This window comes from Mediterranea massiliensis, assembly GCF_900128475.1.
Lineage (GTDB): Bacteria > Bacteroidota > Bacteroidia > Bacteroidales > Bacteroidaceae > Bacteroides > Bacteroides massiliensis_E.
Map to the genome: position 1 here is coordinate 391,519 of NZ_LT635837.1, position 23,211 is coordinate 414,729.

At 54.7% G+C, this 23,211-nt stretch carries 14 protein-coding genes and 1 riboswitch; of the genes, 11 read left to right on the forward strand and 3 right to left on the reverse strand.

Features of this window, described 5'->3' with window-relative positions; all coding sequences use genetic code 11:
• Positions 1 to 97: 97 nt before the first annotated feature.
• Positions 98 to 2,263, reverse strand: a complete 2,166-nt coding sequence (locus BQ7483_RS09495) for a glycoside hydrolase family 97 protein (RefSeq protein ID WP_072545723.1) — start codon at positions 2,261 to 2,263, stop codon at positions 98 to 100.
• A 287-nt stretch (positions 2,264 to 2,550) separates the two neighbouring features.
• Here BQ7483_RS09495 and crcB point away from each other — a divergent pair, with 287 nt between their 5' ends.
• The 3 genes from crcB to BQ7483_RS09510 all read left to right on the forward strand — a co-directional run bounded on the left by crcB (position 2,551) and on the right by BQ7483_RS09510 (position 6,274).
• The gene (gene crcB / locus BQ7483_RS09500) at positions 2,551 to 2,922 is read left to right on the forward strand and encodes a fluoride efflux transporter CrcB (RefSeq protein WP_072545724.1); all 372 of its coding nucleotides are present in this window, start codon (positions 2,551 to 2,553) and stop codon (positions 2,920 to 2,922) included.
• Positions 2,923 to 3,085: 163 nt separating this feature from the next.
• On the forward strand, positions 3,086 to 4,249 hold the full coding sequence (nagA, locus tag BQ7483_RS09505) for an N-acetylglucosamine-6-phosphate deacetylase (RefSeq protein ID WP_022020587.1): 1,164 nt from the start codon (positions 3,086 to 3,088) through the stop codon (positions 4,247 to 4,249).
• Positions 4,250 to 4,282: 33 nt separating this feature from the next.
• Positions 4,283 to 6,274: a glucosamine-6-phosphate deaminase gene (locus BQ7483_RS09510; protein WP_072545725.1), complete on the forward strand. Its 1,992-nt coding sequence runs from the start codon at positions 4,283 to 4,285 to the stop codon at positions 6,272 to 6,274.
• A gap of 67 nt (positions 6,275 to 6,341) precedes the next feature.
• Here BQ7483_RS09510 and BQ7483_RS09515 read toward each other — a convergent pair whose 3' ends face one another.
• On the reverse strand, positions 6,342 to 7,229 hold the full coding sequence (locus tag BQ7483_RS09515) for an AraC family transcriptional regulator (RefSeq protein ID WP_022020589.1): 888 nt from the start codon (positions 7,227 to 7,229) through the stop codon (positions 6,342 to 6,344).
• A gap of 158 nt (positions 7,230 to 7,387) precedes the next feature.
• On the opposite strand from BQ7483_RS09515, the gene BQ7483_RS09520 reads away from it, so the two are divergent.
• The 6 genes from BQ7483_RS09520 (at position 7,388) to BQ7483_RS09545 (ending at position 17,638) form a co-directional block, all read left to right on the forward strand.
• Positions 7,388 to 8,746 carry a sugar porter family MFS transporter gene (locus tag BQ7483_RS09520; protein ID WP_072545726.1) on the forward strand — a complete coding sequence of 453 codons (1,359 nt, stop codon included), beginning with the start codon at positions 7,388 to 7,390 and terminating at the stop codon, positions 8,744 to 8,746.
• A gap of 240 nt (positions 8,747 to 8,986) precedes the next feature.
• Positions 8,987 to 12,280: a DUF5107 domain-containing protein gene (locus tag BQ7483_RS09525; protein WP_072545727.1), complete on the forward strand. Its 3,294-nt coding sequence runs from the start codon at positions 8,987 to 8,989 to the stop codon at positions 12,278 to 12,280.
• The gene (locus tag BQ7483_RS09530; RefSeq protein WP_022020593.1) at positions 12,277 to 15,084 is read left to right on the forward strand and encodes a glycoside hydrolase family 2 protein; all 2,808 of its coding nucleotides are present in this window, start codon (positions 12,277 to 12,279) and stop codon (positions 15,082 to 15,084) included. Before BQ7483_RS09525 ends, BQ7483_RS09530 begins: the two co-directional genes overlap by 4 nt.
• Before the next feature lie 177 nt (positions 15,085 to 15,261).
• On the forward strand, positions 15,262 to 15,582 hold the full coding sequence (locus BQ7483_RS09535; RefSeq protein ID WP_022020594.1) for a hypothetical protein: 321 nt from the start codon (positions 15,262 to 15,264) through the stop codon (positions 15,580 to 15,582).
• Between the two features lies 1 nt (position 15,583).
• Entirely contained in the window at positions 15,584 to 15,796 is a 213-nt protein-coding gene (locus BQ7483_RS09540) for a sulfurtransferase TusA family protein (protein ID WP_022020595.1), read from the forward strand.
• An 18-nt stretch (positions 15,797 to 15,814) separates the two neighbouring features.
• On the forward strand, positions 15,815 to 17,638 hold the full coding sequence (locus BQ7483_RS09545; RefSeq protein WP_072545728.1) for a YgiQ family radical SAM protein: 1,824 nt from the start codon (positions 15,815 to 15,817) through the stop codon (positions 17,636 to 17,638).
• Positions 17,639 to 17,650: 12 nt separating this feature from the next.
• Here BQ7483_RS09545 and BQ7483_RS09550 read toward each other — a convergent pair whose 3' ends face one another.
• A complete protein-coding gene (locus BQ7483_RS09550; protein WP_022020597.1) occupies positions 17,651 to 19,222 on the reverse strand; it encodes a glycoside hydrolase family 28 protein in 1,572 nt (523 codons plus the stop codon).
• Between the two features lie 258 nt (positions 19,223 to 19,480).
• Positions 19,481 to 19,685: riboswitch (cobalamin riboswitch) on the forward strand.
• A gap of 163 nt (positions 19,686 to 19,848) precedes the next feature.
• Here BQ7483_RS09550 and BQ7483_RS09555 point away from each other — a divergent pair.
• Both BQ7483_RS09555 and BQ7483_RS09560 read left to right on the forward strand, forming a co-directional pair.
• Positions 19,849 to 21,897, forward strand: coding sequence for a TonB-dependent receptor plug domain-containing protein (locus tag BQ7483_RS09555; protein ID WP_072545799.1), 2,049 nt, complete (start codon positions 19,849 to 19,851; stop codon positions 21,895 to 21,897).
• A 32-nt stretch (positions 21,898 to 21,929) separates the two neighbouring features.
• Positions 21,930 to 23,120 (forward strand): sirohydrochlorin cobaltochelatase, encoded by a 1,191-nt coding sequence (locus tag BQ7483_RS09560; RefSeq protein ID WP_022020599.1) that lies wholly within the window; start codon positions 21,930 to 21,932, stop codon positions 23,118 to 23,120.
• The last annotated feature ends 91 nt before the right edge of the window (positions 23,121 to 23,211 follow it).

Genomic DNA, 23,211 nt, shown 5'->3' on the forward strand with positions numbered 1-23,211 from the left:
TCGGAAATGCCCAGTTTTTTTCAGCAAAAAACGCCCTGCAAGCATAAAAACTCGCAGAGCGCTTACCAACACCTATGAAGCTATCTTCTTACCTTTTTCAGTTTCTCCATTTCTTCACAGATTTCAGGTCGTCGGGCTTAGCCTCAATCAGGCTCAAGGCAAAGCCCCCGCCACGTGCTTCCTTGACGGCCATCTTGGTCTTGGAAGTCACGATACCTTTCTTTATCTGATAGGAAGTGGGATTTTCCTTATAGTCGGCATCCTTGCCGTCGGCATAAAGGATAGCCACGTATTTCTTGTCGGCATCGAGGAAGTCGAGCTTGAACTCGGCCGTACGGGCATTTTCGTCGGTAATACCACCTACGAACCAGTTGTCCGTTCCCTTGGCTTTGCGCGCAATGGTGATGTAGTCGCCCGGCTCGGCTTCGATGTAATTGCTTTCATCCCAATCTACGGCAACGTCCTTGATGAACTGGAAGGCGTCCATGCGCTTCTCGTAGTTCTCAACCAAGTCGGCAGCCATCTGCAAGGGGCTGTAGAGGGTTACGTAGAGGGCCAGCTGCTTGCAAAGGGTTGTCTGCACCTGTCCGTGAGGCAAATCACCCATAAAGTCGAGCTTCGTGTCAAAGATACCCGGCGTATAGTCCATCGGACCGCCGATGAGACGGTTGAAGGGCAAGAGTGTAGTGTGGAAAGGCTTACTACCGCCGAAGGCTTCGTATTCAGTACCACGGGCCGACTCATTGCCTATCAGGTTGGGGTACGTACGGCAAAGGCCGGTGGGACGCACGGCTTCGTGTCCGTTGACCATAATCTTGTATTCGGCCGCTTTCTTGACGGCATACAGGTAGTGATTGTTCATCCACTGACCGTAATGGTGCTCGCCACGAGGAATGATGTTTCCTACATATCCGCTCTTCACGGCATTGTAGCCATTGTCTACCATAAACTGGTAGGCCTTGTCCAGATGGCGTTCGTAGTTGCGTACGGAAGAAGATGTCTCGTGATGCATCATCAGTCTCACCCCTTTGCTACGGGCATAGTCGTTCAGCATCTTCACATCGAAATCGGGATAGGGGGTCACGAAGTCGAACACATAATCCTTTGACTTGCCGAACCAGTCTTCCCAACCTTCATTCCAACCTTCGACCAGCACCTGATCAAGCCCGTTGGCAGCCGCAAAGTCGATGTATTTCTTCACGTGCTCGTTGTTGGCTCCATGACGGCCGTTGGGTTTGGTCTTCGTATAATCTGTCTGCCCCAACTTGACGGAAGGAAGTTCGTCGGTATAGGCCCATGTGCTCTTGCCGGCAATCATCTCCCACCACACGCCGACGTACTTCACGGGTTTGATCCACGACACGTCTTCATAGGCACAAGGTTCGTTCAGATTCAGCGTGATGCGCGAGGCAAGGATGTCGCGTGCGTCGTCGCTCACAATGACCGTACGCCAGGGTGAGGTGCAGGGAGCCTGCAAATAGCCCTTGTTGCCCTGTGCATCGGGAGTCAGCCAGGACTCGAACACAAGGTTCTTGTCGTCGAGATTGAGGTGCATGCACGAATAGTCGACCAATGCTGCCTCGTGCAGGTTGATGTAGAGGCCGTCGGCCGTCTTCATCTGTAAGGCCGTCTGCACGCCTGTAGGCGAGAAGGGAGTCTGCGAAGAGTTGGGCGTAATGGCACCTTCCATCAGGCCGCGTATCTCCGTCAGCTTCGATTCGGTATAGTCATATTCCTGCGTATCGTAGTCGCCAGGTATCCAGAAGGCCGTGTGGTCGCCCGCCATGGCAAACTGGGTATGCTCTTCCTTGATGACGAAGTAATTGAGGTTCTTCTGCAAAGGGAATTCGTAGCGGAAGCCCAGGCCGTCGTCGAAGAGGCGGAAACGGATGACGATGTGACGGCCCTGCGCCTGCTGGTTGAGCGTCACAGCCATCTCGTTGTAATGGTTGCGGATTTCCTTCTCCTCGCCCCAGACGGGCTGCCAAGTTTCATCGAACGTAGAAGTCTTCACGCCAGCCAGCGAGAAGCCATTCATCAGACCCGGATCGTCCTTCAGTTCCAATCCCAGCTTGGATGGCTTGATAACGGTTTTATTCTTATAATACAATTCGTAGACGGGTTCTCCCTGCACATTGACCGTAAAGTTCAGACGAAGTTGTCCGTTGGGCGAAGTGAGTTCTTCGGCCCCCACTCCTGCGGATACGCCAAGGAAAAGCAACAGAAATAGAAATTTTGAAATGAATGTTTTCATGTTTCTCATGTGCAATGTTAGTAATTCGTGGGACAAAGATAGAAAAGAGAAAAGAAAGTAGCAGGCAGTTGCCGATAAAAAGCCTGAAAGCCATTCAGCAAACGTTTGCATACGCCCCATAGGGAACGAAAAAACAAAACAGCCTTTTCCCGACAGGAAAGCAGCCTTTTCTGCCTCGCCAAACAGCCTTTTCCTGCAAAAAGAAGAAAGTTGCTTCGGAAAGCCCCGATGTTTTCCTACCTTTGCATCCGTAATCGGGCAGGCACCTGCCTGCCGCCAAACATAAGACTGACGCCATGACAAAAGAACTGATAGCTATCTTTATCGGAGGAGGCACAGGAAGTGTGCTCCGTTATTGCGTGCAAATGGCTTTGCACGAACGCATCGTGCCCTACAATTTTCCATGGGCCACATTCACCGTCAACATCGTGGGCAGCTTCCTCATCGGCCTCTTCTATGCCTGGTCGGCCCGCTTCAACCTGCCAACAGAAATCCGCCTCCTGCTGACGACCGGCCTCTGTGGAGGGTTCACCACCTTCTCGACCTTCAGCAACGACGGCCTGACGCTGCTCAAGCAGGGATACGGCAGCCTGTTCCTGCTGTACGTGGCGCTGAGCATCGTGCTGGGCACCACCGCTGCCTTCGCCGGCAACTGGTGCGGCCGATAAAGCCCATTTTTTCAGATACGGACACGGAAATTTAGAGTATTTAATAGAAAATACCTACCACTTGCGAGTCTATATTCGGAAGAAAGTCCGTATTTTTGTATCTGAATAATCTTTGTTACAACAATGACTGAAAAGAAAACAATATAACTAACCACTAAATCCTATGCTGACTCAACTCATCAATGCCCGCATCCTCACCCCACAGGGGTGGCTGAAGGATGGTTCCGTCCTGATCCGCGACGGAAAGATTCTGGAAGTAACTAACTGCGACCTGGCCGTTATCGGCGCTACGCTCATCGACGTCAAAGGCATGTACGTACTGCCTGGCGGCATCGAGATACACGCGCATGGCGGCGGCGGACGCGACTTCATGGAGTGTACTGAGGACGCATTCCGCCAGGCGGTAGCAACGCACATGAAATATGGTACGACGAGCATCTTCCCCACGATGTCGTCGTCGACTGTCCCCATGATCGAGCAAGCAGCCGAAACCTGTACGAAGTTGATGGCCGAGCCCGACAGCCCCATCATGGGCCTGCACCTCGAAGGCCATTACTTCAACCCGGCCATGGCAGGCGGACAACTCCCCGAAAACATCAAGAACCCCGACCCCAACGAATACATCCCGCTGGTAGAACGCTGGTCGTGCATCAAGCGCTGGGACGCCGCTCCCGAACTGCCGGGTGCCATCCAGTTCGGCAAGTACATCGCCGGAAAAGGCATCCTGGCCTCTGTGGGACACACACAGGCCGAGTTTGAAGACATCCTGGCCGCCTACGAAGCCGGATATACCCACGCCACGCACTTCTACAACGCCATGCCGGGCTTCCACAAGCGCCGCGAATACAAGTACGAAGGCACCGTGGAGAGCATCTACCTGCTGGACGACATGACGGTGGAAGTCGTAGCCGACGGCATCCACGTGCCGCCCACCATCCTGCGACTGGTCTACAAGATAAAAGGTGTGGAGCGCACATGCCTCATCACCGACGCCCTGGCCTGCGCCGCCAGCGACAGCAAGGAGGCCTTTGACCCCCGCGTCATCATCGAAGACGGTGTCTGCAAACTGGCCGACCGCTCGGCACTGGCCGGAAGTATCGCCACGATGGACCGCCTGATCCGCACCGTGGTACAGAAAGCCGACATACCGCTGGCCGACGCCTCGCGCATGGTATCCGAGACACCTGCCAAGATCATGGGCATATACGACCGCAAGGGCTCGCTGCAGAAAGGCAAGGACGCCGATATCATGGTGATGGACGAGAACCTGAACGTTCGCGCCGTATGGGCCATGGGCAAGCTTGTTCCCGACACCTATACCATCTGAAATAACGTCATACACTTATAATACAATCAATTTATGAAGACCAATCTAAGCTCACAAATCACGCTGAACCGAGTATCCCCCCGATACTACCGCCCGGAGAACGCCTTCGAACGCTCCGTACTGACCCGTCTGGAGAAAGTACCCACCGACATCTACGAGACTCCTGAAGAAGGAGCCGACCAGATAGCCCGCGACATCGCCCAGCTGATACGCGACAAGCAGAAGGCCGGACGCTTCTGTGTACTGGCCCTGGCAGGCGGCAATTCGCCCCGCAACGTATATGCCCACCTGGTACGCATGCACCAGGAAGAGGGACTGAGCTTCCGCAACGTCGTCGTGTTCAACCTCTACGAATACTATCCGCTGGCTCCCGATGCCGCCACCAGCAATCTGAATGCCCTGAAGGAGATGCTCCTCGACCATGTGGACATCGACAAGCAGAACGTCTTCAGCCCCGACGGCACCATCGCCAAGGATACCATCTTCGAATACTGCCGCCTGTACGAACAGCGCATCGAGAGCTTCGGCGGACTGGACGTGGCCCTGCTGGGCATCGGCCGCGTAGGCAACATCGGCTTCAACGAACCGGGTTCGCGACTGAACTCCACCACCCGCCTCATCCTGCTGGACAGCGACTCGCGCAACGATGCGGCCAAGCTGTTCGGTACGATTGACAATACTCCCGTCAGCTCCATCACGATGGGTGTATCGACTATCCTAGGTGCCAAGAAGGTGTACCTCATGGCCTGGGGCGAGGAAAAGGCAAAGATGGTGAAAGAATGCGTGGAAGGCAACATTACGGACACCATCCCCGCCTCCTACCTGCAGACGCACAACAACGCCCACATTGTAATCGACCTCTCGGCCGCCTCCAACCTGACTCGCATCCAGCGTCCCTGGCTGGTGACGTCCTGCGAATGGAACGACAAGCTCATCCGCAGTGCCATCGTATGGCTGTGCCAGCTCACGGGCAAACCCATCTTGAAGCTGACCAACAAGGATTACAACGAGAACGGCTTAAGCGAACTGCTGGCTCTCTACGGTTCGGCCTACAATGTGAACATCAAGATATTCAACGACCTGCAGCACACCATCACGGGATGGCCGGGCGGCAAGCCGAACGCCGACGACACCTACCGTCCCGAACGTGCCAAACCTTTCCCGAAGCGCGTCGTGGTATTCTCTCCGCACCCCGATGACGATGTCATCTCCATGGGCGGCACCATCCGCCGCCTGGTAGAGCAAGGTCATGATGTGCACGTAGCCTACGAAACCAGCGGCAACATTGCCGTGGGCGACGAAGAGGTGGTTCGCTTCCTGCACTTCATCAACGGCTTCAACCAGCTGTTCAACAACAGTGCCGACCAGGTCATCAACGAGAAGTATGCCGAGATCCGCAAGTTCCTGCGCGAGAAGAAGGACGGCGACATGGATACGCGAGACATACTCACTATCAAGGGCCTTATCCGCCGCGGCGAGGCACGTACGGCCTGCACCTACAACAACATCCCGCTGGACCACTGCCACTTCCTGGACCTGCCCTTCTACGAGACCGGCAAGATCAAGAAGAACCCCATCAGCGAGGCCGACGTGGAAATCGTACGCAACCTGCTGCGTGAAGTGCAGCCCCATCAGGTATTTGTGGCCGGCGACCTGGCCGACCCGCACGGCACACACCGCGTCTGCACCGACGCCGTATTCGCCGCCATCGACCTGGAGAAGGAAGAAGGGGCCGAATGGCTGAAGGACTGCCGCATCTGGATGTACCGTGGTGCCTGGGCTGAATGGGAAATCGAGAACATCGAGATGGCCGTGCCCATCAGCCCCGAAGAACTGAGAGCCAAACGAAACTCCATCCTGAAGCACCAGAGCCAGATGGAAAGCGCTCCGTTCTTGGGCAACGACGAACGTCTCTTCTGGCAACGAAGCGAAGACCGCAACCGCGGCACAGCCAACCTGTACAACAGCCTGGGTCTGGCCAGCTACGAAGCGATGGAAGCGTTTGTGGAGTATATTCCGCTGTAACGCTATCTCCTTATACATCTATTATTATTGGAGGGTGTGCTGTGGCACACCCTCCAATGTTATTATATCATCCCTTCTTTGAGTTCCGATATTCCTTAGGAGACATTCCCATAATCTTACTGAACAGACGCGAAAAGTAAAACATGTCTTCCATCCCCACCTTGTAACAAATCTGATTCACCTTCATATCTGTTTTATCCAGCAATGAGCAAGCATATTGGACCTTCAGCAAATTAAAGTAGGCGGACGGACTATGCCCTGTTTTCTGCCTGAACAGCGCCGAAAAGTGTGAAGACGAATATCCCGTATGCAAAGCCATATCCTGTAAAGACAAGCGTTTCTCCATATTCTCTTTCATATAATGAATGGCCTCCTCCACTACATCCGTTTCATCATGTCTGTTACCATTGGCATTGCGATACGGCTGTACATAACGCAAAGAACCCAGGAAATAATGGAAAAGAGAAGATACATACCGCAAATTTTCGTTGCTATAACCAGACTTCAGGATGGTGAACATCTCTTCGAAAAGTCCGATACGGTCACTGATACGTGAACGGTTCCCAGGCCGTATATCCATGGGAATAGCGGCATCCTTGGCATAATAAACTGCCATATCGCCTTTAAAGTGTATCCAATAAATAGTCCATGGAGCGGATTCATCGGCTCCATAAGCATGGGGGACTCCAGCCGGAAGAATGAAATACTGATTGGCAACCACCGGATGGGTATGCCCGCCCAAGCGATACCAGCCTTCACCATCTGTACAATAGATAAAGACATACTGATTGATGGGCACTTTACGTTCCCTGTAATGATGCAAGGCCCGCGGGAAATAGCCGATATCCGTAATATGAAGCCTGGAAAGCAATGGATCGGCCTCCATAGACTCCACAATCAGTTTGGGAAGCACCAGTAACTGCTCCCCCTGAAATCCGTCCTTCAATTCAATCATATAGACACGTTTTTAGTCCGGAGGCAAACATACACAACAAAAATGGAATGCGCAAGTAAAATCGTAAGATTGTCCATATACAGAATAAGACTTTCTATTTTTCAGTTCGTTGGTAGTTGTTACTTTTGCAGCAGAAAACAAAAAGTTCATCTGATAACATGAAAACGTACAACAAAGGATTCATCTACTTCATCTGCCTGGTGTCTGCCATGGGCGGACTGCTGTTCGGTTACGACTGGGTCGTCATCGGCGGTGCCAAGATTTTCTACGAACAGTTCTTCGACATTGCTGGTGATCCTGGCATGCAAGGGCTGGCCATGAGCATTGCGTTGGCCGGATGCCTCATCGGAGCCCTGACAGCCGGTATGCTGGCCGACAAATTGGGACGCAAGCCGCTGCTTCTGCTTTCGGCCCTCATCTTTGTACTGACAGCCTACGGGACGGGAGCTTTCAGCAATTTTCACCTTTTCCTATTGGCACGCTTCTGCGGGGGCATTGCCATCGGCATCGCTTCGGGCCTGTCGCCCATGTACATTGCTGAAGTGGCTCCTACACACATTCGCGGCAAGCTGGTATCACTCAATCAGTTGACCATCGTTATCGGCATTCTGGCCGCCCAGATAGTCAACTGGCTGCTGCTCAGCGACGATACGGCATGGAATGTTGCCATGGCCTGGCGCTGGATGTTCTGGGCCGCTGCCTTCCCCGCCTTAGCCTTTTTGGTACTGGCAGCATTCATTCCCGAAAGTCCCCGCTGGCTGGCCATGACCGGACAACGGGAACGGGCCCTCGAGACGTTGGCCCGTATCGGCGGAAACGACTATGCCCGCAACGAGCTGAACACCTTGCAGACTGATATGCAACGCAAACAAACTCAGGGCGGCCTCGCGCTGCTCTTCAGCAAGCCCTACCGACGGGTACTGATGCTGGGCATCATCGTGGCCATGTTTCAGCAATGGTGCGGCACAAACGTCATCTTCAACTACGCTCAGGAGGTTTTCCAGTCGGCTGGTTACGATGTGGACAATACGTTCATCAACATCGTCGTGACGGGCATCGCCAACTTGGTCTTCACGTTCGTGGCCATCTATACCGTCGACCGCCTGGGACGCCGCGCACTGATGCTTCTTGGAGCGGGCGGACTGGCCGGCATCTACCTGATACTGGGCACCTGCTATTACTTCGAGGTAAGCGGCATTTTCATGGTCGTACTGGTAGTAACCGCCATTGCCTGTTATGCCATGACGCTGGGACCTGTCACGTGGGTACTGTTGTCCGAAATCTTCCCCAACAAAGTGAGGGGTGTGGCCGTGGCTACCGGTACGTTTACCCTGTGGGTGGCCAGCTTCATCCTGACCTACACCTTCCCCTTCCTGAACAAAGCACTGGGGACGGCCGGTACTTTCTGGATCTATACAGCCATCTGCGCCGCCGGTCTTGTCTTCTTCCTCTTCCGCATGCCCGAAACCAAAGGCAAATCGCTGGAGCAGCTGGAAAAGGAAATGGTAGATGAATGACGAAGGAAACGGCAGAACCAAACCAAAGGTTATTTCCTTGCCATTACTTTACAGACTTTAAAGCAATGCTTTAGTCCGATTAAAGCAATGCTTTAAAAGCATTAAAGCGATGCTTTATCCGGAGTAAAGCAACACTTTATTTCCGGTAAAGAAAAACAAAGCAATATCAATCTGAAAATTAAACACTTAACATATCACCTTCCGCTTATGGGAAGTGAACTAAAAACAACACATACAACTATGGTTAAAGCCTGGAAAGAACAAGTAACCATCCCTACCTACGAAGTGGGGAAACCCGAAAAGAGCCCGATGTTTCTGGAGAAACGTGTCTATCAGGGCAGCAGTGGTGTAGTCTATCCCTATCCGGTCATCGAGTCCATTGCCGACGAGAAGACCGACAAGACCTACAACGCCGTATTCATCGAGAACGAATACATCAAAGTCATGATTCTGCCCGAGCTGGGTGGACGTGTACAGATGGCTTACGACAAGATAAAGCAACGCCATTTCATCTACTACAACCACGTCATCAAGCCTGCATTGGTAGGCTTGGCCGGTCCCTGGATTTCGGGCGGCATCGAGTTCAACTGGCCTCAACACCACCGCCCCAGCACCTATATGCCCGTTGACACCACCATCGAAGAGAATGCCGACGGCAGTGTCACGGTATGGGTCAGCGAGATGGAGCGCATGTTCCATCAGAAAGGTATGGCTGGTTTCACCCTTCGGCCGGGACATGCCTTCCTCGAAATCAAAGGCGTGCTCTATAACCGAACGGAAGTGCCGCAAACTTTCCTGTGGTGGGCCAATCCGGCCGTAGCCGTCAACGACTATTACCAGAGCGTCTTCCCACCCGATATCAACGCCGTGTTCGACCATGGCAAGCGGGCCGTCAGCAGCTTCCCCATCGCCACAGGTACATATTACAAGATGGACTACTCGGCTGGCGTGGACATCTCGAACTACAAGAACATCAAGGTTCCTACGTCCTACATGGCCGTCAACTCGCGCTTCGACTTCGAGGGCGGTTACGAAAACGATACTCAGGCCGGCATGCTCCACGTAGCCAGCCATCACGTATCGCCAGGCAAGAAGCAATGGACATGGGGCAACGGCGACTTCGGTCGTGCCTGGGACCGCAACCTCACCGACGAAGACGGCCCCTACATCGAACTGATGGCGGGCGTCTATACCGAAAACCAGCCCGATTTCACCTGGCTGCAACCCTACGAGGAAAAGAGCTTCGTACAATACTTCCTGCCCTACCGTGAGCTGGGTATCGTAAAGAACGCCACCAAAGACCTCCTGCTGAACATCGACCCCGAAGGCGAGGGACGCGTACGCTTCAAGCTGTTCGCCACCTCGCGCCAGGCCATCCACATCACTCTGCGGAGCGACGGAGGGCGTATCTACTACGACCGCAACGTAACGGTATGCCCCGAAGAAGTGCTCAACGAAGTGGTAGATGTCCAAGGCGAAGCCTTCAACCGGCTGACTCTCGACATTACTGCCGGAGGACGAGAACTGCTGAGCTGGCATGCCGAGTCCGACGAAGTGAAGCCCATCCCCGACGCAGCCGAAGCAGCCCTGCTCCCTGCCGAAATCAAGACGACAGAGCAGCTCTACCTCACCGGCCTACATCTGGAACAGTACCGCCACGCCACATACAACCCCGTGGACTATTATGAAGAAGCCCTGCGCCGCGACCCCATCGATGTACGAAACAACAACGCACTGGGCCTGTGGTACATCCGCAAAGGCCGCTTCCAGAAGGCTGAGCAGTACCTGCTCACGGCCGTCAAGACCTTGCAGAAACGCAATCCCAACCCCTACGACGGCGAGCCCCTGTACAACCTGGGCCTTGCCTTGAAATATCAAGGACGTATCGACGAAGCCTACAACCGCTTCTATAAGTCGTGCTGGAATGCTGCCTGGCAGGATGCCGGTTACCTGGCCTGCGCACAAATCTCCACTTGGCAGAACCGTCTGGAGGATGCCCTCTACGAGATAGACCATTCGCTCATCCGCAACTGGCACAACCACAAGGCACGCGCCCTGAAAGCAACCCTCCTGCGCCGCAACGGCCAGTCTGAAGCTGCCCGGAAGCTCATCGAGGAATCATTGGCCATCGATGCCTTCAACTTCGGATGCCGTTACGAGCTGTATCTTCTCACACACGACGAACAGACCTTACAGACCTTCCAAGAAATGATGCGCGGCGAAGCCCACAACTACGACGAGATAGCCCTCGACTATTGTGCCGCCGGCTGTTGGGACGAGGCCATCTCCCTCTGGCAACTGGCCATCGGCCAGCAGGCCGTCAGCCCCATGACCTATTATTACATGGGCTGGTGCATGAAGCAGGGTGGCAAAGAGGGATACGCCGACATCTTTGTACAAGCCTCGCAGGCCTGTCCCGACTATTGCTTCCCCAACCGTCTGGAAGCCATCCTGGCCCTGCAATGTGCCATGGAAGTCAATCCGTCCGACGCCAAGGCCCCCTACTACCTGGGCAACCTGTACTACGACAAACGCCAATACGACCTGGCCGTCCAGGCCTGGGAAGCGTCCGTTCAGAAAGATGACACCTTCCCCATTGCCTGGCGCAACTTGGCCCTGGCCTACTTCAACAAGCAGCAGGACGAAGAGAAAGCCGTATCGTGTATGGAGCGTGCTTTCCGCCTCGACCCCACCGATGCCCGTATCCTGATGGAACTCGACCAGCTGTACAAACGCCTGCACCGTCCGCACGGACAGCGCCTGGCCTTCCTGCAACAATATCCGGAACTGATAGCCCGCCGCGACGACCTCATCCTTAAAGAAGCGACCCTTCTGAACCAGACCGGCCGTTACGAAGAAGCCAAACAAATCGTAGATAGCCACCACTTCCATCCTTGGGAAGGCGGTGAAGGCAAGGTTTCCGGCCAATACCAGTTTGCCCGCATCGAACTGGCCAAGCAAGCTCTGGCCGACGGCAAAGCCTCCGAAGCCATACACCTGCTTGAAGAATGTCTGGTCTACCCGCACAACCTGGGCGAAGGGAAACTCTATGGCGCACAGGAAAACGACTTCTACTATTTCATGGGATGTGCCTACCAGTCCATGGGAAACCAGGAAAAAGCTGTCGAATGTTGGGAAAAAGCGACAAACGGACCAACCGAACCTGCTGCCGCCCTCTACTACAACGATGCCAAGCCCGACAAAATCTTCTACCAGGGCATGGCCTTGCTAAAGCTGGGACGTACCGACCAGGCCAAAGGCCGCTTCCACAAACTCGTATCCTATGGCGAGAAACATCTCTTCGACCAGGTACGGATGGACTATTTCGCCGTATCACTGCCCGACCTCCTCATTTGGGACGACAGCCTCGATACGCGCAACATCGTCCACTGCAAATACATGATGGCTTTGGGACACTGGGGACTGGGCGAACGAAAAAAGGCCCTGCACCTGCTGGACGAAGCCGCCGCACTGGACAACAATCACCAAGGAATTTATAGTACACAAACTCTAATCAAACTCCAATTGTCATGAAAATACACCACCTCTTACTCCAATTGTTATGCGTGACTTTCTGCATCTCGGTCCACGCCCAAGTAATGGATCTGTCGGGAACCTGGCGTTTTGCCGTCGACCGCAACGACCAAGGTATATCCGACCGATGGTACCTCCGTTCATTGGACGACCACGTCCAGCTGCCAGGCTCCATGATTACCAACGGGAAAGGTGACCCCGTAGACCTGAACACCCCGTGGGTAGGCAGTTTCAACGACCAGACTTTCTTCAAACTGGATCGCTATGCTCCCTACCGCACCCGCGAAAACTTCAAGATTCCCTACTGGCTGCAACCCGACAACTATTATTCCGGTGTAGCTTGGTACCAACGCGACATCGAAATACCCAAATCGTGGAAGAAGAAAAGTATCCATCTCTTCTTCGAACGCTGTCATTGGGAAAGCCGCGTATGGATAGACGGCAAGGAAGTAGGCATGCAGAACGCCTTGAGTGCTCCGCAGCAATACGATTTGACGGACTACCTCACCCCAGGCAAACACACCCTCTCCGTCCGTGTGGACAACGCTGTGCACGATATCGATCCGGGTGAGAACTCCCATTCCATCTCCGACCACACACAAGGAAACTGGAACGGCATTGTCGGTGCCATGTACCTGGAAGCCAAGGGAAGTTCCTACTACAAACAGTTGCATGTCTTCCCCCAGATCGAAAAAGGCAGCCTGACAATAAAAGCCAATGTATGCAACACAACCGACAAACGCCGGAAAGTAACGCAGACTTTCAGTCTGCAAGGAAAAGAAACCAAGCAATCCTTTACCCTGCAACCGGGTGAAAACCAGCTGGAGGTAACCCTTGCTCTTCCCAAAGACGTAAAGACTTGGGACGAGTTCAACCCCAATCTCTACACGCTGTTCTGTTCCCTCCAAAGCGGTAAAGAGGAGCTGGACAACCGGAAAGTCACTTTCGGCTGCCGCACCTGGAGTGTGAACAACGGCCGGCTCTACCTCAACGGTACTCCCGTCTTTCTGCGCGGCACCCTCCATTGTGCATCCTTCCCCCTGACCGGCTATCCCGCCACCGACAAGGAAGAATGGATGCGCGAACTGCGTATCTGCAAACAATATGGAATCAATCACATCCGTTTCCACTCCTGGTGTCCGCCCGAAGCAGCCTTCCAAGCCGCCGATGAACTGGGCATGTATTACATGATAGAGTGTTCTTCCTGGGCCAACCAGTCAACGACTATCGGCGATGGGAAACCCATCGACGAGTTCATCCGCCAGGAAGCCGAACGTATTGTCAACGCCTATGGCAACCATCCTTCGTTCTGCCTGATGGCTTATGGTAACGAACCTGCCGGAAAGCATTCCAACGACTACCTGACCCGTTTCGTCAGCGAATGGAAAGAACGCGATCCGCGCCGCCTCTATACTTCGGCCGCCGGTTGGCCCAACCTGCCGGTCAATGATTTTCTCAGCGACGCCAATCCCCGCATCCAGCAATGGGGAGCCGGAGTAAAGAGTATTATCAATGCCCAAGCCCCCTCCACCACTTACGACTGGCGGGAGTATACCGGCAAGTTCACCCAGCCGTTCGTCAGCCACGAAATCGGTCAGTGGTGCGTATATCCCAACTTCCGCGAAATGCAGAAATACACCGGAGTCTATAAAGCACGCAACTTCGAGATTTTCCAAGAAAGCCTGAAGGAAAACGGTCTTATCCAGCTGGCAGACAGATTCTTGTATGCATCGGGAAAGTTGCAGACCCTCTGTTACAAAGCCGACATTGAAGCTGCCCTGCGCACTCCGGATTTCGGAGGTTTCCAGTTGCTGGGACTCAATGACTTCCCCGGCCAGGGAACGGCGCTTGTAGGTGCACTCGACGTGTTCTGGGAAGAGAAAGGTTATGTCACAGCCAAAGAATACAGCCGTTTCTGCAACAGTCTCGTTCCGTTGGCGCGCATCCCCAAACTGGTACTCGAAAATAGCGAGACTTTTATCGCCACGGTCGAAGTGGCCAATTTCTATCGTCCGATTACACAGCCTAAAGCCGAATGGACCATCCGTGACGCCTCCGGCCGCAAACTGGGACAAGGCAGCTTCGATGTAGCCCGCCTGGACATTGGCAACTGCCTGCCCCTGGGGAACATCTCATTCAATCTGAGCGACATCCACAAGGCCAGCCAACTGAAACTGGAAGTCACCGTAGACGGGCACAGCAACGACTGGGACTTTTGGGTTTATCCGTCGCAAAAGCAAGTCTGGGACGAGACCTTGCTGCTGACCGATACACTCGACCAGACAGCCCTCGACCGGCTGCAAGCCGGCGGTAAAGTACTGCTCTCGCTCAAGAAAGGTTCACTGATCAAAACGATGGGCGGTGAAGTAGCGGTAGGATTTTCCAGCATCTTCTGGAACACGGCTTGGACCAACGGACAAGCCCCTCACACCTTAGGCATCTTGTGCGATCCCGCTCACCCGGCTCTCCGCTACTTCCCGACCGACTACTACAGTAACTATCAATGGTGGGATGCCATGAGCCATTCAGACGCCATCCACCTCAGCAAGCTGTCGAAAGACATCCGTCCACTGGTGCGCGTCATTGACGACTGGGTGACTAACCGCTCGCTGGGCCTGCTTTTCGAAGTAAAGGTAGGTAACGGCAAACTACTGGTATCGGGTATCGACTTTCACCAAGACATGGAACGTCGGCCGGCTGCACGCCAACTGCTCTTCAGTCTGAAGCAATACATGCTGAGCGATGCCTTCCAGCCAACGGTCAGCCTACAACCCGAAAGTATTCTGAAATTGACCCAACCTTAAAATGCTCCCTTTAAGAAGCAAATCATTTTATACAATATCCAGCGTTGCCATATCTTCCCATACAAGGTGGCAACGCTGTTTTTTTATAAGAATTTCGGGTACGAATGATGTAATGTATCGTGAAAACACTATCTTTGCTGCAACTGAAAAGAATGTTGAACCTATAAAACCAAAGATATGTACACCATACAAGCCAACACAAGCGGCACACGCAGCATCAATGTTTCGGACGAAAACCTGGCCACCATACAGAAGTACGGACTGTTCCAACATCTGATTGACAGCAATGGCATCGTGGACGAAACCGTACTCGACAAACTGAAACTGAACATCCGCTCGCTCATCGCCGCGCAGGTGGAAGACAGCAAAGACCTGCTCGACCTCTGTATCGACGTCATCTATCACAATAACATGAAAGCCTTCGGACTGCAGCAGCTCATCCGACTTTACCTGGAATGGTTGCCCGCCCATCCGCTGGAAGAAGAAGAGGAAGAATGACATGAAGACCATCAACACCTGCGGCCCCCTGCCCTACAGCCCGCTCATACCGGCGGTCATAGCCCTGTGTGAAGCTCGCCCCGGCGAAGTTCTGGAAATCGTCATGGACAATGCCGGCGCCTTCAACGACCTGAAAGAATATTTGGCCGAACAGGGCATCGGTTTCCGCGAAATCTACGAAGGCGAACGGATGACTGTACAATTTACGAAATAAGGTCGTATCTTTGTACCCATGAAAGAATACAGACTGACAGACTGGTTGCCCACCACCAAGAAAGAAGTGGAACTTCGCGGATGGGACGAATTGGACGTAATCATTTTCAGCGGTGACGCTTACGTGGATCATCCCTCGTTCGGAGCCGCCGTCATCGGACGCATCCTCGAGGCCGAGGGGTTGCGGGTAGCCATCGTTCCCCAGCCCAACTGGCGCGACGACCTGCGCGACTTCAAGAAACTGGGCCGTCCGCGTCTGTTCTTCGGCGTATCAGCCGGCTGCATGGACTCCATGGTCAACAAGTATACAGCCAACAAGCGCCTGCGCAGCGACGATGCCTATACACCCGACGCGCGCCCCGACATGCGTCCCGAATATCCGTCCATCGTCTATACCCAAATCCTGAAGAAGCTCTATCCCGACGTACCTGTCTTTCTGGGCGGTATCGAGGCGAGCATGCGCCGCCTCACCCACTACGACTACTGGCAGAACCGCGTACGCCCCAGCATCCTGTGCGACAGCGGTGCCGACCTGCTTATCTATGGCATGGGCGAAAAACCGGTAGTCGAACTGGCACGCCGCATGCAGCAGGGACTGCCGCTGGACGATATACCCCAAATTGCCTACCTCACCCGCGAAGTCCATCCACAGGAGGATGATATCACCCTCTATTCCCATGAGGAATGTCTGAAGGACAAAAAGAAGGAAGCCGCCAACTTCCGCCACATTGAGGAAGAGAGCAACAAATATGCCGCCTCGCGTATCCTGCAAACGGTAGGCAAGCAGGTGGTCGTTGTCAATCCGCCTTACCCGCCCCTCACTACCGAGGAGCTGGACCACTCATTCGACCTGCCCTACACACGCCTGCCCCACCCCAAATACAAGGGCAAGCGCATCCCCGCCTACGACATGATCAAGCACTCCATCAACATCCATCGCGGATGTTTCGGCGGTTGCGCCTTCTGCACCATCTCCGCCCACCAAGGCAAGTTCATCGTAAGCCGAAGCAAGGAAAGCATCTTGAAGGAAGTGAAGGCCGTCATGGAGCTGCCCGACTTCAAGGGCTATCTGAGTGATCTGGGCGGACCGAGTGCCAACATGTATCGCATGCACGGCACCAACCAGGAACTGTGCAAGAAGTGCAAGCGCCCCTCGTGCATCCATCCCAAGGTATGCCCCAACCTGAACACCGACCACCGGCCCCTGCTCGACATCTACCACGCCGTGGACGCCCTGCCGGGCATCAAGAAGTCGTTCATCGGAAGTGGTGTGCGCTACGACCTGCTGCTCCACGAGAGCAAGGATCCGCAGGTGAACCAAAGTACCCGCCAATATACGCGCGAACTCATCGCCCGCCACGTCAGCGGCCGCCTCAAGGTGGCCCCCGAACATACCAGCGACCGTGTGCTCAGCGTGATGCGCAAACCGCCGTTTGCCCAGTTCGAGACGTTCAAGAATATTTTCGACCGCATCAACCGCGAAGAAGGCCTGCGCCAGCAACTCATCCCCTACTTCATCTCCAGCCACCCCGGCTGCCACGAAGAAGACATGGCCGAACTGGCCGTCATTACCAAACGGTTGGATTTCCATCTGGAGCAGGTGCAGGACTTTACGCCCACCCCCATGACCGTTTCTACCGAAGCGTGGTACACGGGCTACCATCCCTACACGCTCGAACCGGTGTTCAGCGCCAAGACGCAGCGCGAGAAGCTGGCCCAGCGGCAGTTTTTCTTCTGGTACAAGCCCGAGGAACGGCGCAACATCGTCAACGAACTGCGACGCATCGGCCGCACCGACCTGATAGACAAACTGTATGGCGGGAACAGAGGAGGCAGGAAATAGAAACAATCCTTTTCATTCCCTCTGCACCACTCCAAGTTCTTCGGGCAGCTGCAAATGCTTCACACCCCTCACGACTATCTGACCCTTGTACGAGGGCAGTTGCAGGCGTTCAAAAGTGACATCCTCCACATCGTCCAGCACAAAGGCGGGACGGAAGTCATCGGCAGCCAGCTGCAGCTTCACGTTCCTGAAGGCAATGCCCCGGACATGGCGCACGTAGAAGCCCCAAGCAGGCAACTCGCCGAACATCGAAAACTCCGGATAACCGTCCACTTCCTCGGGTACGGCATCGAGCCTCCACAGAGGCACGTAGGCCATGCCCTTCGTCGCCCGACCGGGATAGCGCACCGTCACGTCTTCTATCACCACGTTCTCGACCGCCGCATCGGGTATGCCCGTAATGGAGGCCGGTATCGGATTGTGGAAGAAGGTCAGAGCCGGCCCCCGCAGGTCATAGTCCTCGTCCGGCTGGCCGAAAGGAACCTCCACCTCCATCTGTCCGATATAAATGTTGCGCAGGAAGCCCGGCGCTTCGCCCGAACGGTGGCCCAGCCGGATGAAAAGCGGATTGCCCGTATTCCGTGCCCGGACGCGAGTCACCCGCACGTCTTCCAGTCCGCCTCCATCCACCGTCTCGATGGCGATGGCCGAGCGGTAGGTGTCGTACACTTCCACGTTGTCGATGGTCACACGGCGGAAACCTCCGTGCGAAGCCGTACCGAACTTCACCGCGCTCGCGCTGGAGCAGATGCGGCAGTCGGCTATGTAGATGGAGTCGTTGGCACAGCCCGGATAATAGGACTTCAGGCAGATGCCGTCGTCGGCCGCATTGATGTCACAACGGGTGATGCGCACGTTGCGGCAGTCGGTGATGTCCAGCCCGTCGTTGTTCCAGTAGGCCCGGTTGTATACGGTAAGGTTGTCCATCACCACGTTGCGGCACAGCTCCAGCGTCACGCCCCAGCAGGCACTGTTACGCAGGGTTACGTCACGCAGCGTCACACCGTCCGCATGCGACAGACGGAACAGCTTGGGCCGTGCCGTCTCGCCCGGACGCTTGCGACGGTTGTTGTAGTTGGGGTCAATGCGCACACCCCGATGGTGCAAGCTGTCGATATTCAAGGCCAGCTCCAATCCCTGCCCGTCTATCACGCCTTGCCCCGTGACGCCGATGTTCCGTGCCCCGTTGGCCACAATCAGTGCCAGGGCCGAATTGTCCTTGGCGTTGGGCGACACCGGCTCGCCCGCCATGCGCTGCGGACGGTAGTCATCGGGGTTCGTACTGCCCAGCAATACCGCTCCCCGCTCCAAGTCCAGCCAGACATTGGACTTCAGTTCGATACACCCGGTGATGTAGGCTCCAGCCGACAGGCGGACGATGCCGCCTCCCCGGGCAGCCACATCGTCTATCATCCGCTGCAGCTGCTCGGTCTGCACCGTCTTCAGTCCGGGCTTCACGCCCCAGTCTGCCGCATGATACAATTTTTCCTGTGCCGACACTGCCACCCACGCCAGCAGGCAGCAGCACAGCACTCCGACGCATCTTTTCCATTTCCCTCTATTTTTCCCTTTGATGTTGTCCATATTTCCGTTCGTTTGATTTGACAAATATAGCAAGAAAAACTGAAAGATGGAGCGAGAATCGGATTTCCTCCGTTCAAAGAACACCGGACATAGCAACAAACCACCAGTACTTCCAGCCAAGTACTCGAGTAATCCTATACAAGTACTTGAGTAATCCTACGCAAGTATTGGAGTATTTACATGGAAGTACTGACAACAAAGTCAATTCTCTGCCACAAAAAAACCGCTCTTCCATTTGCCAATATAAATAATAGAAGTATATTTGCCCCCGGAATTAGTAATCGACCAGACACATCCGTCGGCGATGCAAGGGAATCCGGTGAAAGACCGGAGCTGTACCCGCAGCTGTAACCTCCATTCCAACCAAGGTCTGCAACCGCAGAAGCCACTGTTGCCCACGGGCGATGGGAAGGCAAAGCAGACAGGAGGAAGCCAGAATACCTGCTAATGTCCACAACAAAAAGCACGGAGCTTCCGGGATCAGGAGCGAAGTATGGCATATATTGAAGAAGCAATCATCCGGTTCATGCCCCATCCATCCCTTGCGGAAACGGGAAATTGTCAGTCGTCCTTCTGAAGCAACGTGCGCATTATTTATTATCATTAAAACCTTACGCATGATGCAGATGAAGGCAGGAATCATTGCGCTGTTGCTGTATGCAGTTCCACAGGTATCGGCGCAGAGCATTTTGGAGGGCAAGGAGACGGAAGACCTCTCCCTGATGCTGGAAGAAGTGGTCGTGACAGGAACGGGGACCGAACATTATCTGAAGGACGCTCCCGTACAAACCGAAGTCATTACAAGACGGGCTTTGGAACAGTTCCAGGCCCGTAGTATGGAAGAGCTGCTGGCAGGACTATCCCCTTCGCTCACGTTCCACGACGGGAGTATGGGCAGCCACATCCAGCTCAACGGGCTGAACAACGACTACATCCTTATCCTGATTGACGGCAAGCGCATGAACGGCGATGTGGGTGGGCAGAACGACCTCAACCTGCTGAATCCGGCCAACATCGAGCGCATCGAGATTGTGAAGGGAGCCGCCTCGTCGCTCTACGGAAGCGACGCCATAGCCGGAGTAATCAACATCATCACGAAGAAGCATCACGACAAGACGGAATTCACCTCCACCAGCCGTGTGGGAGCGTACGGCGACGTGCGCGAAAGCGCGTCATTGGGACTGACCATCGGACAGGTAAAGAGCATGACCGGCGTGAACTTCCACCACACGGACGGATGGCGCAACACCGACCTGCAATGGAACCAGCAGCAGCTGAAACCCGGCTCCACAATGAAGACCGTCAACCGCTCCACCAACTATACGCTGACCGAGAGCCTGGACTGGAACGTCAATGACCGCCTCTCGCTGACGGCATCGGGCTCCTGCTACGAACGCTGGGTGGTACGCCCGCACGGACCGTGGAGCTACCTGCCCAACGACTTCTATTACCGCAACTACGGCTTCGCCGCCGGAGGCAAATACCGGCTGGGCGGACGGAACTACCTGACGGCAGACCTCTCCTACGACCGCTACGGCTACTTCTACGACTACAAGCTGCAGGAAGTGACCGACTACTTCAAGGACGGAGACCGCATCACCTATTTCCCCGGCCAACGCATCAAGCAAAGCGTCCAACGCCAGGTACTGGGACAGGCGAAAGGCGTGTTCTACATCGGCGACCGCCACCTGCTGAACACGGGCTTCGAATACCTGTACAACCACCTCGAATCACCCCACCACATAGACGGAGACCGGGCCTCAGTCTACACACTGGCCGCATACGCCCAGGAAGAGTGGACGGCAGCCGACGATGTAGTCCTCACGGCCGGCGCACGCGGCACGGTACACAAGGAAACGGGCTTCAACCTCAGCCCCAAAATTGCGGTACTCTACAACAAGGGCGACTTCCGCCTGCGGGCCTCCTATGCCCTGGGATACAAGTCGCCTACCGTGAAGGAACTGTACTACAACTACACCGCCACCCTGGGCGGAGGTTCCCTGACAGCCTACCACGGCAACAAGCACCTGAAAGCTCAGACTTCCCAGTATGCCTCCGTCGGAGTGGAATACGCGGGACGGAAGTTCCAGGCCAGCGTGACGGCCTATGCCAACTTCCTCCGCAACATGATCGAGCTGGTGGAAATCAACCTGACCGCCGAAGAGAAACTGAACGAAATAGAGAAAAGCAAGATGTACCTCAATCTGACCCAGGCACGCATCTGGGGAGTGGACTTCACCTTCAACTACCAGCCCGTCCAGACCCTCACCGTGAGCGGCGGCTACAGCTTTTCCGACCCACGGGCGCAATATCCTGACCAGGGTGCCGACTACATGAAATACATTCCCATCGACGCCACCTCCCAACACAATGCCACGCTCAACGCTTCGTGGCACCATACGTGGAGCCGCTACCGGCTGGGGCTTGCCGTCTACGGGCGCTATCAGTCGGTTCGCCGCTACGTGGAAGACAACGATGCGGACGCGTTCCAGACCTGGCGCATTAACACGGCCCATACCCTGCTGGGCATGAAAAAATGGACACTGACCCTGAACGTCGGTGTGGACAATCTGTTCAACTACGTCGACCGGACGCCATTCGGACGCAACCGGGGCACGACGACACCCGGCCGTACGGTCTATGCCTCGGCACTCGTCAAATTCAAGAACCGATAAACCCTTATTATTAACCCCCAAAAATCAAACGTATGAACAAAAGTTTCATTTCATCCAGCCGGATGGCAGTGGTCGCGGCAGCCATCCTGTGCACAGGCCTTGCCTCGTGCAGCGACAAAGACCATGAAGAAAGTACCCTGAACCCAGCCCAGCAAGAGGTCGCCCGGACCAAACGGCACGACACGGCTCTGCTACTCTGCACCTTCGGAAGCACCTACAACGAATCCCTTTCGGTGTACGACGACATCATCGGCGACTTCAAGGCTGCTTTCCCCGATGTAGACATCTACATGTCATTCACCTCCCGCACCTGCATCAACCGTGTACAGGCTTCCACAGGCATCCAGCGCTATGAGCTGGACCAATGGCTGAAGGCCATCGGCAACGCCGGCTACACCCGCGTGGCCGTGCAGTCCCTCCACGTCATCCCCGGTGAGGAATACCTCTCGCTGATGAACACAGACATCAAGAAGTATTTCATGATTCAGTGGTTCCCGAACATCGACGTGCTGAAAGGCGCCAACCTGCTGGCCGACGACGAAGACACCGAAGCCGTGGCCGACATCCTGTACAAGCATTATTCGTCCCAGTTGACCGACCGCCACAGCATCGTCCTGCTGATGGGTCACGGTAATCCGGATGAAAACTACAGTGCCAACCACAAGTATGCCGACGTGCAGAAAGCCTTGCAGGACAAAGCGGACAACAAGAATATCTTTGTGGGCACCGTAGACTATGGAGACATGCTGTTCTGGCCCAAAGAAGTAGAGGAAAATCCGGCGAACCGCATTACCGATGCAGCCATCGTCCGCAGCCAATACCCCGACTGCATCTATTCCCAAGTGATGCAGTATTGCGACAACAACGGTCTGCAACCTGGCGACGTGAAGGTTTATATTGCCCCATTCATGTCCATCGCCGGAGACCATGCCCACAACGACCTTTGGGGACTGGAAGCCTTGGCTGAAAGTTCGAACATAAGTCAAGTGGACTTGAGCACCAACAAGTTCAGTTGGCGCGAACGTCTGGAGAAGATCGGATTTCAGGTACAGGGAGAATTCGAGTCACACCCCATCGCACAGGCCGGAGCCGACCACGGCATTGCCGAAGGCTGTGGCATCCGTGCCCTGGGAAGCTATCCTGCAATCCGACAGATTTGGGTGAAGCATCTGCGTGAGCAATGGGATGCCAATGCCTGGGAAAACGGAAAAGACTACCAATAATAAGGTAGCTTTCAACCTGCCCGAAAGTTCACGATGCCATAGCTGTTCACATTCAAAAAGACTTTCGGGCAGGAATTGAAAAAAACTATTT

What these genes read in the sequence shown, in the direction of transcription:
- BQ7483_RS09495 (WP_072545723.1), bottom strand. Translation starts at nt 2,263, where the DNA reads ATGAGAAACATGAAAACATTCATTTCAAAATTTCTATTTCTGTTGCTT.
- crcB (WP_072545724.1), top strand. Translation starts at nt 2,551, where the DNA reads ATGACAAAAGAACTGATAGCTATCTTTATCGGAGGAGGCACAGGAAGT.
- nagA (WP_022020587.1), top strand. Translation starts at nt 3,086, where the DNA reads ATGCTGACTCAACTCATCAATGCCCGCATCCTCACCCCACAGGGGTGG.
- BQ7483_RS09510 (WP_072545725.1), top strand. Translation starts at nt 4,283, where the DNA reads ATGAAGACCAATCTAAGCTCACAAATCACGCTGAACCGAGTATCCCCC.
- BQ7483_RS09515 (WP_022020589.1), bottom strand. Translation starts at nt 7,229, where the DNA reads ATGATTGAATTGAAGGACGGATTTCAGGGGGAGCAGTTACTGGTGCTT.
- BQ7483_RS09520 (WP_072545726.1), top strand. Translation starts at nt 7,388, where the DNA reads ATGAAAACGTACAACAAAGGATTCATCTACTTCATCTGCCTGGTGTCT.
- BQ7483_RS09525 (WP_072545727.1), top strand. Translation starts at nt 8,987, where the DNA reads ATGGTTAAAGCCTGGAAAGAACAAGTAACCATCCCTACCTACGAAGTG.
- BQ7483_RS09530 (WP_022020593.1), top strand. Translation starts at nt 12,277, where the DNA reads ATGAAAATACACCACCTCTTACTCCAATTGTTATGCGTGACTTTCTGC.
- BQ7483_RS09535 (WP_022020594.1), top strand. Translation starts at nt 15,262, where the DNA reads ATGTACACCATACAAGCCAACACAAGCGGCACACGCAGCATCAATGTT.
- BQ7483_RS09540 (WP_022020595.1), top strand. Translation starts at nt 15,584, where the DNA reads ATGAAGACCATCAACACCTGCGGCCCCCTGCCCTACAGCCCGCTCATA.
- BQ7483_RS09545 (WP_072545728.1), top strand. Translation starts at nt 15,815, where the DNA reads ATGAAAGAATACAGACTGACAGACTGGTTGCCCACCACCAAGAAAGAA.
- BQ7483_RS09550 (WP_022020597.1), bottom strand. Translation starts at nt 19,222, where the DNA reads ATGGACAACATCAAAGGGAAAAATAGAGGGAAATGGAAAAGATGCGTC.
- BQ7483_RS09555 (WP_072545799.1), top strand. Translation starts at nt 19,849, where the DNA reads ATGAAGGCAGGAATCATTGCGCTGTTGCTGTATGCAGTTCCACAGGTA.
- BQ7483_RS09560 (WP_022020599.1), top strand. Translation starts at nt 21,930, where the DNA reads ATGAACAAAAGTTTCATTTCATCCAGCCGGATGGCAGTGGTCGCGGCA.